The organism is Paenibacillus sp. 10L310, from assembly GCF_056395745.1.
On the sequence record NZ_JBFTKC010000024.1, the window covers coordinates 54,112 to 67,952 of the forward strand.

A 13,841-nucleotide genomic window follows, 5' to 3' on the forward strand; every position below is an offset into this window, starting at 1 on the left:
AGTGAATAGGCAAGAGCTAACCATTATCTACTTACGCAAGGCAGTTAATATATTTTGCATAGCATATTCAGTAGCTAATGGCCCACCAGTAATAGCAGAATTATCCATTAAATAGACATTGCCTTTCTTTACGGCATTCATAGCATTCCATACATTACTTTGTTTTAAGCCATTCATTAATTGTTCCTCTTTTGTAATGTCACCTATAAGGAAAATATGGTCTGCTTGAATAGTTGACATTCCTTCAAACGTAGTAAATTCATTATTAGCACCTGTATATGTATCATCTGGTGTAAGCCCCAGTCCCTTTTCTTTATCAAACGCAATTTTATAGACCGGATTTCCTTCACCTAGAACATTAAAAGTTTTTCCATCCCAAGACAATATAAGTGCTACTGTCTCTCCTTCCATCGACTTTAATACTTCACGCCCAGTTGTGATTTCTTTCATCATTTTATCAATTACTTTCTCTGCTTCGTCTTCTTTACCAATAATCTCGGCTACTGTACGGAGTCCATATTGCCAATCTTCATAGATGTCCTTGTATTTTAACGTAATGACTGGCGCAATTTTATCTAGTGAATCATACACTGCTTCATGATGCTCTGTTGCTAAAATAAAATCAGGGTTAATAGATAAAACTTTTTCAATACTAGGAGACACTTTATCGCCTAATTCTTCAGCTGAATCCAGCTTTCCTTTTAAATAAGATAAAGAAGATAGATACTCTTTTTCAGTCGAAGCAGCAGGTGGTTCACCTAATGCAACTAATATTTCAGGATAAAAATACCATAGTGAGGCTATCTTTTCTGGTTTTTTCTTGATAACAATTTCTTTACCTAAGGCATCCTTAAATGTTCTCGGCCAATCAGTTGCATCTAAATTAACTGCTGATGTAGATACGCCTTTTTTAGTTGATCCTTTATTTTCAGCAGGTGCTTCATTACAACCTGCTAGTATGCCTGCTAATAATAGCATTGAGACTAGCAGTCCTTTAATCTTCTGCATACGAAATTCCTCCAACATAATGGTTTCTTTAGTTAACCATTATTATAGTAAAGTAATTTTTAGATTAGAATGGATGCATGTTGAAATTAGCATGGATTATTGATGAACTTCTCTCGATATTCAGTAGGAGAAATGCCACATTGTTTCTTGAACCACTCTACTAAAATAAAAGGGGTCAGCCATTCCAACCGTTTGCGCAATTTGTTGTACAGGCGCATCACTCGTAAATAGCATTTCTTGCGCCGCATTTATACGATATTTTAATAAATATTCTGCTGGTCCCATACCTGCATGTCTTCTAAATATGTAAGAAAGTCGATTTCGATTAACGTTATGTTGTTCTGCAAGCGATGCGATTGTAAGGCTTTGATAATAATATTCATGAATATAATTAGTTACCCGTTCGAATAAAGTATGCGATTCACAACTATTTTGCCTATTATCAACACATACTAAGGCTTCATTCAGCATGTCACGAAATAGCATAAGGTTTTGATATCGATGACTTGTAGTAATCTTGTTGGCATCAGCGAATATTTTTGGAAAAAGTGGCGGCAGGGTCAATCCAATGCCAACTACATTTTGCTTCAACCCTGCCAGAGTTGAACGGGGAGGCTAGAAACAGGGTCGATCGTGCCCCCCTGCCGCACAGAGCATGGCATATTGCAGTAGCTAAGGAATTAAGAATTCTGGTTATACTATTGATATGAATATGGTGTTATAAGTGCAATTATCTACCTGAAGCATTCCGAGAAATTAATGCTTATTCACAAAAATATTAAAAAAAGGCTACAGTCGTTATACGACTGTAGCCACTACTTAATTTTGAACCAAGACTACATAGCTTTGGCTCATTGTTTTAATGTGACCATTACCGCTTTACCACTATTTATGATACGGTTCCCCCCGATTTATCTTCACCGCGCGATAAATCTGCTCTACCAGTACCAGCCGCATAAGCTGATGCGGCAGGGTCATGCGCCCAAAGCTCAAGCGCTGCTTCGCGCGGCGCAACACCTCATCGGAGAGCCCGTGGCTTCCTCCAATGACAAACACGACATGGCTCGTCCCATACGTGCCGAGCTTGTCGATTTCCATTGCCAGCTCCTCGGAACTCCAGAGCTGGCCATCCAATGCGAGCGCGACAACATGCGCCTCGCTCTTCACATGCGCGAGGATGCGTTCACCCTCGCGCTCCTTTACCGCCCGCACCTCAGCTTCGCTCAGGGTGTCGGGCGCCTTTTCATCTGCGACCTCGATCATCTGAAACTTGATGTACGGGGCGAGACGCTTGGCATATTCCTGGATGCCCAGCGTGAGATATTTTTCCTTCAATTTGCCTACGCCAATAATCTGAATAAACATATCAACCATTCCTCCTAAATTATCTTGCGAGATATTCTATAAGTAAGATGCTTCATCGCATCGTTCGTTCCAACTGTATTATACCTATACTACACATTTCTCCAAACTCTAACGAACTCCACACACCTTAATCAGCCCCATCTCGGCTACTTTAAAATCTAACGAATCTGAAACACGCTATTCCGCACCAACCGAGCACTCCCCACCACTTTCGAGGCCTTTTCAGTAATATAACGTGTCTACGATTCGTTAGATTTCAACCAGGCGGTCTTTTCCCCGAATAAGGCTTCTCCGGTTCGTTAGAGCTACTCAGCCAGCCAAGCCTCCATCCCTACCCACGTCGCTGTTACCCAACGTCACTTTTCTCCCATGCTCGGGCTTACTTTTCTATTACCTACACACCTCGCACCGCTGCTACAACCTGAGCTCCCTCCCAACTCGGAACTCGGCATCTACCTACCTTAATCTTCTCTTACTCTCGCCTACTCCCCCGTCAGCCCCTACGAACCTCGCCCCAGTTCCACGCTACCTACTAACCACACCAATTCCCCACACAAAGACAAAAAGAGCGCTCATCACGCTCTCCTTGGCTTCTTGCTGTGATGTTCATACCGGATGGAAAGTCAGCCCGAAGCGCCACCTTAAGTCACGCCTCCGGCCGTCTAAATCCTACAGTACGCTAAACGACGAGGAATTCCGCGTGCTGTTCGCACTCGGCGCATTTCGCAGGCGGGTCCCAGTCGGCAAATTCCGTCTCCTTCAGATCAACGATATCTGGAGCGTCCTCATACTCATCGACAAACATGTCGATGGCAATGTCCACGTGTTCTTTGCATACAACGTACATCCGTTAAGCATCCTTTCTGTAACCAGCTATGTTCCCGATTCACAACCGCGTATCCCATTACAGGATAGCCACTTCTCAGTTCTATCACACCTGCCGCCGAAAAGAAACCCCTACACGCCTAATGACAGCAAAAACATCCCTCCCACTTAACAGGATAAGGATGTTTGCCTTTTACTTATACCGTTTCTAGAAGTCCATCGTTCTACTTAAGGCCAAGAAATTTCGCCTTTAATTACCTGAGCGCTCGTCTCCAGATCGCCTGTATTCGTAAAGTCCGGATATGCTTTTTCCATGGCTGCAATCAGTTCTTTAGAATCTTTGGCTGTCTCTGCCTCTGCTTCAAATTTAGCAATATAATCACGGGTGAATGTAACACTCGATATATCCCCGGCACTGGTACCCAGGTAATGACCTGGAATCACTCGCTCTGGATTCAATGCAATAATTTGGTCTAGCAATTGGCGCCAGTAGTCACGGCTCTCTGGCGTTTGGTTATCTGCAATCCAAACGTGCGAATTTTCGTAGACAGGAACACCACCAAGAACAGTCTTAATGGAAGGAATCCACAGGAACGTATGGGACGGATCGGAACCATCTAGACCAATAATCTCTACGGCTTCTCCATCTACAGTCATTTGAGCACCGTCAAGGACGTCCGGAACAATCTGTGCAGTTGGTGCATTTTCTTTCAGAATCGGATTCCAATAGTCATTCTTCACTTGAATTGTTTCCTTGATTCCTTCCACCGTTGCTGGAGTTGCAACGATTTTTGCATCAGGGAACGCCTCACGAATTACCGCTAGACCGAAGTAATAGTCCGGGTCCTTGTGGCTGATATATACGGCGGTCAGTTTTTTACCCGTTTCTTTAATCATTTTGACCAATTGCTCGGCATCATTCTTTTGGAACTGCGCATCAACGAGCACGATTTCAGTTGGACCTTCAATCAGGTTTGATGAAACGCCAAAAATGCTGTTTTCCCCAGGATTATAGGTAGTCACTTTCAGCTCCACCGCTGGTGTGTTTGTTTCCTCGCTCTTTGTATTTCCAGCACTAGTAGCATTGGATGAAGAGTCTTCCGCATTTTCGGTTTTACTTGCTGTACCCGCACAAGCACTCAGAATTAACATGAAACATAGAACGAGCATAACGCCCATTGATGATTTTTTAATAAACATTTAATTGATCTCCCTCTCTTTATGTCGCTGCCATTCATCCATATCAATGCATCTAGCAGCCAATTCCGTTAATTTTTTAAACCATCCTATAGTCTGGTTATACAATTGCTTCGACTGAATCCCCCTTCAAATCGTTATATGTAACTAATACAGTTACAACTTCTATAATGTAATGATTATAGTTACAAATAACTACGAATGTCAAGTTATTATTCAAAAAATCTACTTCTAATAACTTTTCCGCTACTCACAAACTTTATAAAAACAACAAAAAAACCAACCAGAATTTTCTGATTGGTCCCCCATTTAACTTCCCCTAACCCTGTAATACGCTTTATTCCAAAGATTCAGACTCTTCATGTCCAATACTAATTTCACTTCAATCCCGACTGCGCCTTCGTCAACAGCTTCCCGCCTTGAAAAGCAATAACAGCATTGGCACCATTGCCAGCTGTACCTTTGTAGTTGTAAACCACCATATTCTCCGCTTCACTCAGTGCTTCACCTTCGCCGCCGAGGATCTCGATGACATCTCCCACCGACATGCCAACCTCAAGCTTCTCATACTGGGCAAAGGTAATCAGCACCCCATCGCCTTTCCCGGCCGATCCGTTGTTTCCCGATGTTACAGGCGTTTGACCACCAGCCTCACCTACCGCAATCACACTTGTACTCAACTCATTCAACTTGGTCTCAAGTGCTGCGATCTTTTGCTCCTGCTCAACGCTCTTGGCTCCCTGCTCCACCAGTTTCTTCTCAAGCCCTGCAATCTTCTCTTGCAGAGCACTTGTATCTACAGATGCTCCTGTCGTAGCTACCTCAGATCCACAGGCCGACAGCACAAACAGCGACAGCGCCAAGCTCGTTCCCCCAAGCATCTTTTTCTTCAAATGTTTCATTAGAAATACCCCTTCCATTCTGAATAAAATCAGATCGACAAACAGATGTTATTGCATCAGCGACCGTCTCCAACATATTGACAACAGTTTACCACAGCACAAGTCTTATGTATCTGCTCCTTTGGCTCCGGGTCTAACTGATCATGAGAATATAAAAATGGTTGATCTACTCATTTACTGTCGAATGAACAAGTCCACTCATAATAACTAAAAAAGAGTGGTCAGTTGATCTGATCACTCTTCTAGCATTCCCTATTTCAATCCACGCAACAGTATGGGCTCGTTAGGCTCCCCTTACTCCGGTTTATCCGTCAGCTTCACCGATACTTTCTCAGCTTTGCCATCCCGGTAGAAGGTCACTTCAATCGTGTCCCCAATCTTCTTCTCATCGTACAGATATTTCCGTAGATCCAGCGTGGAGGTAATTTTTTGCCCGTCAAATTCCGTAATGACGTCATTCAGCTTCATACCTGCTTCAGATGCCGGACCGGATGCTTCCAGCACAACCACACCGCTGTCCACATGAGATGGCAGCTTCAGATCCTTACGCTGCTCGTCATCCAGTGGTGCATAAGGGTTGCTCAGATCGACCGTGTACACGCCGAGGTATGGACGAGATACTTTACCGTTCAGTAGCAGGGAATCTACCGTTTTCATCACTTCGTTCATCGGAATCGCGAAGCCAAGACCTTCAACGCCCGTATCCGAGATCTTCATCGTGTTGATGCCGACCACTTTGCCGTTCAAATCGACCAAAGCACCGCCGCTATTACCTTCATTAATCGCCGCATCCGTCTGGATCACGTTTTGCTCCCAGTCGTACACTCCGTCCTGATTAATCGATACCGGTAGAATACGATCCGTGTAACTGACAATACCGGATGTCAGCGTACCGCCCAGACCGAGTGGGTTTCCGATTGCCAACACCGTTTGACCGCGCTGAAGTTTGCTGGAATCGCCAATTTCCGCGACTGCACCCAGCCCTTTATCTTCTGCGGATAATACAGCAATGTCACTTACACGGTCTTTACCGACCAGCTTCGCTTTGTGTGTCTCCCCATCTACGGTCACAATCTCCAGATCACTCGCACCCTCCACGACGTGGTGGTTGGTCATGATGTAGGCCTTGCCATCTTCCTTTTTGAAAATGACCCCTGAGCCCAGCGCCGAATCTTCCATCGACAGACTGCTACCCGTTTTATGGTTCACAATGCTCACCACGGAAGGACGAACATGGGCTGCCGCCTGGATAATCCGATCGTATGGATCAGCTGCCTGCGCTGTCTGTGCACCGCCTCCACCACCATTCCCCGTAGCATTAGCCAGCGGTAACGAAGCGGGCTGTGTGATGAAGCTAAACAGCAGGACGGTCACGATGGAGCTGATCACCGAGCTAATCACAGCTACCTTCACTGTGGAACTGATTCCCGTACGCGATCTGCGCGGATTACTCCAGCGGTCACGTCCACGTGCCCTGCCTCCAGGGCGGATGATCTGAAGTTTGCCTTTCTGTTCAGGTTCGGCGCGTCTTGATACTTTGGTTGAATAAAAATCGTCTCCAAACAATCCCATCGTGATCCTCTCCCCTTCGTTGTCACGCATCAAGACCCTGACTGCCGCCTAAGTTGTCGCATGGATCAACGATGGAGTTCTCACATACACCACTCCGCCAACAGACGAACCTTCCGATCGCTGTTACTCACAAATTTTTTTGATCCCCTCTTCCAAGGTAAAAATTTGTTCCTAGCGTATGCTTCCGAACCAGCTTTCTTTCAGAAAGCATTTAGGCGATCACTCTGTTTCTTCAGGTTTCTTCTGTCGTCTTCGTTACGTGAAGACTCCAACGGTTTCCCATGCTTTTTTGCAATTTTAAAAAATGGTCTTGCATATCGCCGCATCCCGGCATCAAATCAAGATACAGCGTCTATGTACAACAGAACGGACACGCCATTCTGTCAGTGACTCTATCAATCATGCTCTCGCATTCTATGACATGCCATTTCACACGCAAAACAGCCAAAATCACAATGCTCCTCATATACTAAACACGTCAAATCACAAAAAGTTGCATATTTACGAAAATTAAAGCAAATTTCCGCTATAACGCGCTTAACAATAAAGGTCCATAGTATCTATCACCACAAAATCCGGTCCGCTAAGCGCCATTTTGGCAAATTTGAAGAACTTTTTCACCCCTGCATAGTCACAGGTTCAGCATACACGTCTCATCACACAAATGTTAGCGGCAAAAAGAGGAATGTTTTCCATCAAGCCTGACTACAATAATAGTAAAAGACAATTCAAAGCTTCATAGAGGAGGATATATATGGATCGCACACGTACACTCACAGCCATGGATGAAGTTCATATGGCGGCCAAGCTGGCCGATCTCAAGGAAGAACACTATCGCAACACCCTTGCACTCAGCACCATCATTGAACTGCTTATTGATAAAGGCATCCTAACCCGCGAGGAAGTCGAGCGCAAAGCCGCCGAACTGGACAGCTTTATGGCTCACCCACCCTATCCCATGGCGTAGGACGGTCGTAATACGTATCACAGAGTTTGAACTCATGATCCCGATAAAAGCATCCACGGCTCTCCATCGCGTCGCGCACCGACATTTTCGCCAAGTCCATCATATTATGATCCCGGCTAAGATGTGCCAGATACGTGCGCTTAATGCGTCCGTTCATCAGTTCACTAAGCGCTGCCCCTGCCGCTTCGTTCGACAAATGCCCAATGTCGCTCAAAATCCGGCGCTTGGTGTTCCACGGATAACGCCCCATACGCAACAATTCGACATCATGATTCGCCTCCAGCACCAGCACGTCAGAATCGGAGATCGCATCGCGAACCTTGTCGCTCATGTACCCAAGATCAGTTGCAACAGACAGCTTCTCCGTACCATCATCGAATGTGTACCCTACCGGCTCAGCCGCATCATGCGAGATCCCGAAGGATTCCACGCGCAGTGACCCAAAATCATGCTTTTCACCCGTCTCAAATACCCTCCGGTTTTCCTCTGGAATCGCCCCAACCGACTTCTCCAGTGCCGCCCACGTATTCAGATTCGCGTAGATTGGTAAATTATATTTCCGAGACATCGCGCCTAGTCCTTTAATGTGATCGGAATGTTCATGTGTAACCAGAATCCCGTCCAATTCTGCCCCAGAAATCTCCCTTTCCTGAAACAGTGCATCCAATCGCTTCGCACTAAGACCCGCGTCAATCATGAGAGAGGTACCCCCATGTTGTATGACTGTGGCATTACCTGTCGAACCGCTGGATAACACGGTAAAATATATCCCCATAACGCATTACTCCCCTGGTTTGTCTGTCTTGGGACTGAATACATCCCCACTGATGCCCTGCACGTACAACACTTCGCCACTTTCCAGCACGAACCGCCATGCCGGCATCGCTACCTGTATATCTGAATTGAACAACTGGCCGTAATAGCCCAGCTGAATATCTTTGACAATTGCATCATTTGGCAAAAAGTTCTCGATCAGCGTTCCCAGCGCCTTCGACGCCGGAAGCACCTGCTGATCGCTCTCCTCTGCGGTTGTAATCCGCACTGGAGTCTGACGGTAACCCGTTATTTTCTGGTCGCTGTAGAATAGCTCCAGACTCACATTGAAGAGCGGCCATTTACCATCCACTAGTGGGTGAAGCACAAAAGCCCCATCCTCGGCCATCAGCTGATCCAGCCGGTATGTCCCGATCTGTGGAATCTCACGCTCTAATGCATCTTCCAGCTCACTTTGAGAGAAGATTAACTTGCTATCTACAGGCTGTTCCAGTTCCATATCCACGCCAGCCCTGTCCTCTTCAATGAACTCATAGGACAACTTCGGCAGCTTTGGCGTTTCATTTGGAATCGGAGCCAGCACCTGAATGCCCTTCTCTTCCATCGCCTGCTGTGTATTATCTGCCAGTGAGGTGAAGTCCAGATTGGCTCCGGCCGTCTCTCGCGCATCCATCCAGATCTGGTATCCCAGCACCAGATTGAGCAGCAGAAAGGCATAGATCAACACATTTTTTGCCCGTCCCCAATCCAAAACATCCCCCCCTAACTTAGCTGCTTGCAATACTTTCTCAAGTTGCCTACACCTTCCACCGGAACTGGCCGTTTATAGCCTTTGAACTTAAAGCTATACGATAACGGAGAGGGCAGAAATAACCTGAAGAAGCGGAGCGTTCGCCTTTACCACCAGATTTCTCCCGTGTTAAAAGGGAATTCAAGAAATCTGGGGGTAACAGCGATCGGAAGGTTATTCTGCACGCGTAGTGATAAAGTACAGCTACTCTTTGGTTCAAAGACTATAACCTATCAAGATACGGTAGTTTCCTCACCATTTCCAAAGCGGATCACCCATACCGGAATCAGCTTTAGTCCGTCCTCAATTGAAGAAGGACGATATGCTGGGTAGACATCCACAACCTGGCGATTCTCACCTGCTACCTTTTTAATAAGAGCCTTCAGCTTGTCTCCGCCAGGCAACTTTACCGATTTCTTCGTCTCTGCACCTTCGTTCAGGTATTCCAGTGATCGCTCATAGCTGGATACCGTCTCCTGCTGCATCTCCATGCTGATCGTGCCAAAGCGGAACTGCATGGAATCCATAATCGGATAGCTGCCATAATACTGCTGGAATTCAAGCTGCGTCTTGCTGTCAGCGGTCTCCAGCATCATGCGTGACCTGCCTTTCCAGCCACCATGCTGATTCACAAAGTCAACCGCAGACAACGCATCCTTCGCGGGATCACTCTGTCCCGCAGGCGGTGCCGCCGGATCGGTGTAACTGATCCAGCGCTGTTCCTGTTTTACCTGCAGACTACGTTTACTATCCGTGTAGATCTCCGATCCATCTTTTTCCCGGATATTCCGGGTCATGCTTGGATCGAAAAACAGACTACGCTGCATTTGCTCAACCGTGAACTGCCCTGTCGGCACATTTGCCTCAATCGTCTCCAGAGCTTCGGCCGGGATATAATACCCGCCATCCATCAGCGTATATGGCGTCCAGTTCGTACCGAAGTCAACATGCTGTTGCACGTCTTGTACTGTCAGGTCCGCCTGCGTTGCTTCGTATACCACGTCTCCCTTGGCGCTGAAGAACAGCGCATGGGCCTTCGTTTCATTTTTGGACGTATAGATCGAGATTCGGTTAATGGTCTCCCCTTGGAACAAGGAATCCGTCCCAAGCCTCATCACCCGCTGTAACAATGCTACGGGAATACCTTCTTTGAACGATAGCTCAAACCCAGGGTTCTCCTTACGAATCTGATCCCAGTTCATCGATTGCACACTGCGGCGCTGAAAATCATCGAACGCCCGCCCCTGTAACCGTGAATAGATCAACTGATAGAACGTATTGCCAGGGTAAAACACCGTATGTTTATCCTCACCCAGATGAATAATCATCTGATCAGGGAAGATCAATTCTTCAATATTGCGTTCCTGACCCATATTTTCCGTCTTCACATAATTCGTTTCTGACGTCACAATGGAATCCCCGCCTCCGGGCAAACGGTAGATCAGAAAATAACTCTGAACCAGACTGGCTACAACAAGGGCAGCAAGCACCAAGGATTTAATCCGTTCCTTCACGGTGCTCACCCCCTTTCTCACGCATCGGCAGTGTGAACGTTACTGTCGTTCCCACATCTACTTCAGACTCCAAAGAGATGCTTCCATCATGTGCCTTCACAATTTCCCGGGCAATGGACAGTCCTAGCCCTGTGCCTCCCATACTGCGGGAACGAGCCTTGTCCACCCGATAAAACCGCTCAAAAATGCGATCCAGATCGCGCTGTGGGATACCCATTCCGGTATCCGATACCGAGATGGCAAGTGCGTGTTCATCACTGCGTCTAGCCGCAATCGTAATGGTGCCGCCTTCCAATGTATATTTCAGCGCATTGGATACGACATTATCCAGCACCTGATCAATCTGGTCACGATCCAGCGGAACAGCCGGAATATCATTCTCTACAGACAGCACAGGCTGAATATCCTTCTGATGCATCTGAAACGAGAATCGATCCGTCACTTCCTCCAGCATTTCCAGGATATCGGTTGGCTGTTTACGTAGCAAAGCCTCTTTGGAATCCAGCCGAGATAGATGCAGCAGATCCGTAACCAGTCGTATCATTCGCTCCGTCTCGTTCTGAATAACACCAACGAAACGACCGGCAAGCTGCGGATCTTCCAGTGCACCGTCATCCAGTGCTTCCGCGTAACTCTTGATCGTGGTCAGTGGTGTACGCAGTTCATGGGATACATTGGCTACGAATTCACGCCGGGATGCCTCAAGCTCTTCCTGCTCCGTAACATCCTGAAGTACGGCAATCGTTCCCGTGATCCCCCGTTCACGTCGATGAACTGGTGTAAACGTCATCCGAATGACCACAGGTTCTTCTTGTCCTGCGGGTGCAATCTGCAACAACGTTGAACCTGTGAAACCACTCGCGAGAGCTTCCGCATCCTCCGGATCAATACCGAGTAATATAGCGAAGTGTCTTCCTTCAATATCCGCAGGATGCATACCCAGAATGCTGCTGGCACGACGGTTTACGAGAATGACTTTACCGTACTCATCCGTAGCCACCACACCATCACTCATATTCGTCAGAATGGAAGTCAACTTCTCCTTCTCCTCTTCATTCAGTGAAAGTGCGTCCCGAAGCCTACTGGTCATATAGTTAAAAGCCCGACTGAGCTGACCAATCTCATCCGTGCCAAATACAGGTGTCTGCTGATCGAAGTTACCTTCTGCGACCGCTGTCGCTCTCCGAGTCACTTCCTTAATCGGCTGCGTTATCGTATGAGACAAGATCACGCCAAGTACCGCCGTTAGCACCAAGGCAATCAAAATGCCGGAGATAAAGATTTTGTTGATTCCCTCCATCGTGGAATACAGCTCGTTCATGGATGCCGCGATGTAGACCGCACCAATGATCTTGCCGCCGGACAGCACCGGCTTGGCGACGACCTTTTTGCGAACATTATCCTCGTCCACGATATATTCCTCATTGTCCCGAATGCCTTGCAGCGCACGGCTGACGACGGTCTGGGTGTTTTTGCGACCCACATAGTCCGAATGTGAACTTAGCGAGGTCGTGAGTACCTTGCCGCTGGCATCCAGCACCTGAATCTCGGCACCGTTAATGTTGAACAGGTTGTTCACCAGCACACGCAGATTTTCCGTTTTGTCCTCGCCAGCCTCTGCTTCTCCACCAGCCATCGTCTCCCCCACGAGAACCGACAGCATCTCCGCACGCGCCTGCAAGTCTTCCGTAAAGTTGCTCGTTAGTGAGTTCTTCATCGCGCTCACAAAATAAACCCCGATCAATTGCATCGCAATCAGAATCAGCAGTACATAGATAATTATCAATTTCGCCTGAATCGTTCGGAAGAACGAAAATCGCGCGAATCGGCCCATTATATCCCCACGCTTTTGGCACTGCGCACGAGATAACCGAGCCCGCGGCGAGTCAGAATCGTTTCCGGTTTGCTCGGATTCTCCTCAATCTTCTCACGCAAACGACGGATCGTGACATCCACGGTACGTACATCACCGAAATATTCATATCCCCATACCGCTTGCAGCAGATGTTCCCGTGTCATAACCTTGCCGGAATGCTTCGCCATATAATAGAGAAGTTCGTATTCACGGTGGGTCAGATCAAGCGGTTCTCCGCCTTTATAAGCCGTATACATGTCCATATCAAACGCCAGATCAAACAGCCGCATGACCTGCTTCTCTTCGTCTTCATGCGCTTCTGCCGTAATCGCAAGTTTTTGCCGTCTGCGCATCTGTGCCTTCACCCGTGCAAGCAGCTCACGCGTACTAAATGGCTTCGTCACGTAATCATCCGCACCCAATTCTAGTCCGAGCACCTTGTCGATCTCGCCATCTTTGGCGGTAAGCATAATGATTGGCATCTCCAGATGAGCGCGCACCTCGCGACAGACATCCATACCGTCCTTGCCCGGGAGCATCAGATCCAGCAGCATCAGGTCCGGTTTCTCGGATAACGCCAATTCAACCGCACGAATGCCATCAAATGCACAGATGACCTCGTAACCCTCTTTTTCCAAATTAAACTTCAGAATGTCCGCGATGGGCTGTTCATCGTCCACCACCAAAATCTTCCCCTGCATCGGCTAAGTTCACCCCTATATCCTGCTTAATCCGCGTTAGCGTTTATATCTCTCTTCTATGTTTAGCTTGTACCAAGCCTACTTGATTTGTTTCTCTAGTTTGTTGTTTATACTCTCTAGTTTAACATACCTGAAGCACCGTCACATCCCGATCGGAGGGTTGGAAGGTCTTTCATCTGAAAATTTTTTACAGCAGCAAAAAACAAGGCCAGCATTATAGCCAACTGGTATTATCCCCTCAAGGTAGACAGTGAAAAAAAGAGATCATGTTAAAATGAACTCAACACTGAAAACCGGAGGGGATTTTTGCTATGCCAGCGAAAAAGGGCCAAACTTTTAATCAATATAGTGAAGAAACGAAGAAAGAGGCT

The 13,841-nt window shown here is 47.0% G+C and carries 12 protein-coding genes and 1 pseudogene; 1 reads left to right on the top strand and 12 read right to left on the bottom strand.

Features of this window, described 5'->3' with window-relative positions:
• Positions 1-27: 27 nt before the first annotated feature.
• The 7 genes and pseudogenes from AC1DE7_RS28505 to AC1DE7_RS28535 all read right to left on the bottom strand — a co-directional run bounded on the left by AC1DE7_RS28505 (position 28) and on the right by AC1DE7_RS28535 (position 6,869).
• Positions 28-1,008 (bottom strand): ABC transporter substrate-binding protein, encoded by a 981-nt coding sequence (locus tag AC1DE7_RS28505; RefSeq protein ID WP_340983816.1) that lies wholly within the window; start codon positions 1,006-1,008, stop codon positions 28-30.
• 86 nt (positions 1,009-1,094) lie between these two features.
• Positions 1,095-1,506: pseudogene (locus tag AC1DE7_RS28510) on the bottom strand (helix-turn-helix transcriptional regulator); the annotation flags it as partial.
• A gap of 387 nt (positions 1,507-1,893) precedes the next feature.
• On the bottom strand, positions 1,894-2,373 hold the full coding sequence (gene rlmH, locus AC1DE7_RS28515) for a 23S rRNA (pseudouridine(1915)-N(3))-methyltransferase RlmH (RefSeq protein WP_339298685.1): 480 nt from the start codon (positions 2,371-2,373) through the stop codon (positions 1,894-1,896).
• 679 nt (positions 2,374-3,052) lie between these two features.
• Positions 3,053-3,220: a CxxH/CxxC protein gene (locus AC1DE7_RS28520; RefSeq protein ID WP_017691462.1), complete on the bottom strand. Its 168-nt coding sequence runs from the start codon at positions 3,218-3,220 to the stop codon at positions 3,053-3,055.
• A gap of 206 nt (positions 3,221-3,426) precedes the next feature.
• Complete coding sequence (locus AC1DE7_RS28525) at positions 3,427-4,398, bottom strand: MBL fold metallo-hydrolase (protein ID WP_339284914.1); 972 nt, start codon at positions 4,396-4,398, stop codon at positions 3,427-3,429.
• Between the two features lie 374 nt (positions 4,399-4,772).
• On the bottom strand, positions 4,773-5,297 hold the full coding sequence (locus tag AC1DE7_RS28530) for a hypothetical protein (RefSeq protein ID WP_051449799.1): 525 nt from the start codon (positions 5,295-5,297) through the stop codon (positions 4,773-4,775).
• 294 nt (positions 5,298-5,591) lie between these two features.
• Entirely contained in the window at positions 5,592-6,869 is a 1,278-nt protein-coding gene (locus tag AC1DE7_RS28535; protein ID WP_076320179.1) for a S1C family serine protease, read from the bottom strand.
• Between the two features lie 754 nt (positions 6,870-7,623).
• Here AC1DE7_RS28535 and AC1DE7_RS28540 point away from each other — a divergent pair.
• Positions 7,624-7,836, top strand: coding sequence for a hypothetical protein (locus AC1DE7_RS28540; RefSeq protein WP_036611899.1), 213 nt, complete (start codon positions 7,624-7,626; stop codon positions 7,834-7,836).
• Here AC1DE7_RS28540 and AC1DE7_RS28545 read toward each other — a convergent pair.
• The 5 genes from AC1DE7_RS28545 to yycF all read right to left on the bottom strand — a co-directional run bounded on the left by AC1DE7_RS28545 (position 7,805) and on the right by yycF (position 13,470).
• Positions 7,805-8,611 carry an MBL fold metallo-hydrolase gene (locus AC1DE7_RS28545; protein WP_036671861.1) on the bottom strand — a complete coding sequence of 269 codons (807 nt, stop codon included), beginning with the start codon at positions 8,609-8,611 and terminating at the stop codon, positions 7,805-7,807. The two genes, AC1DE7_RS28540 and AC1DE7_RS28545, sit on opposite strands and share 32 nt — an antisense overlap.
• Before the next feature lie 6 nt (positions 8,612-8,617).
• Positions 8,618-9,361, bottom strand: coding sequence for a two-component system regulatory protein YycI (yycI, locus tag AC1DE7_RS28550; RefSeq protein ID WP_047841111.1), 744 nt, complete (start codon positions 9,359-9,361; stop codon positions 8,618-8,620).
• Positions 9,362-9,633: 272 nt separating this feature from the next.
• The gene (locus AC1DE7_RS28555) at positions 9,634-10,914 is read right to left on the bottom strand and encodes a YycH family regulatory protein (RefSeq protein WP_477535683.1); all 1,281 of its coding nucleotides are present in this window, start codon (positions 10,912-10,914) and stop codon (positions 9,634-9,636) included.
• On the bottom strand, positions 10,898-12,748 hold the full coding sequence (walK, locus tag AC1DE7_RS28560; protein WP_036671863.1) for a cell wall metabolism sensor histidine kinase WalK: 1,851 nt from the start codon (positions 12,746-12,748) through the stop codon (positions 10,898-10,900). The genes AC1DE7_RS28555 and walK overlap by 17 nt, the downstream gene beginning before the upstream one ends.
• The gene (yycF, locus tag AC1DE7_RS28565) at positions 12,748-13,470 is read right to left on the bottom strand and encodes a response regulator YycF (protein WP_017691453.1); all 723 of its coding nucleotides are present in this window, start codon (positions 13,468-13,470) and stop codon (positions 12,748-12,750) included. The genes walK and yycF overlap by 1 nt, the downstream gene beginning before the upstream one ends.
• Positions 13,471-13,841 lie beyond the last annotated feature (371 nt).

Bases quoted from the DNA above. Each gene is read 5' to 3' on its own strand.
- AC1DE7_RS28525 (WP_339284914.1), bottom strand. From the start codon at position 4,398: ATGTTTATTAAAAAATCATCAATGGGCGTTATGCTCGTTCTATGTTTC.
- AC1DE7_RS28505 (WP_340983816.1), bottom strand. From the start codon at position 1,008: ATGCAGAAGATTAAAGGACTGCTAGTCTCAATGCTATTATTAGCAGGC.
- walK (WP_036671863.1), bottom strand. From the start codon at position 12,748: ATGGGCCGATTCGCGCGATTTTCGTTCTTCCGAACGATTCAGGCGAAA.
- rlmH (WP_339298685.1), bottom strand. From the start codon at position 2,373: ATGTTTATTCAGATTATTGGCGTAGGCAAATTGAAGGAAAAATATCTC.
- AC1DE7_RS28530 (WP_051449799.1), bottom strand. From the start codon at position 5,297: ATGAAACATTTGAAGAAAAAGATGCTTGGGGGAACGAGCTTGGCGCTG.
- AC1DE7_RS28540 (WP_036611899.1), top strand. From the start codon at position 7,624: ATGGATCGCACACGTACACTCACAGCCATGGATGAAGTTCATATGGCG.
- AC1DE7_RS28535 (WP_076320179.1), bottom strand. From the start codon at position 6,869: ATGGGATTGTTTGGAGACGATTTTTATTCAACCAAAGTATCAAGACGC.
- AC1DE7_RS28545 (WP_036671861.1), bottom strand. From the start codon at position 8,611: ATGGGGATATATTTTACCGTGTTATCCAGCGGTTCGACAGGTAATGCC.
- yycF (WP_017691453.1), bottom strand. From the start codon at position 13,470: ATGCAGGGGAAGATTTTGGTGGTGGACGATGAACAGCCCATCGCGGAC.
- AC1DE7_RS28520 (WP_017691462.1), bottom strand. From the start codon at position 3,220: ATGTACGTTGTATGCAAAGAACACGTGGACATTGCCATCGACATGTTT.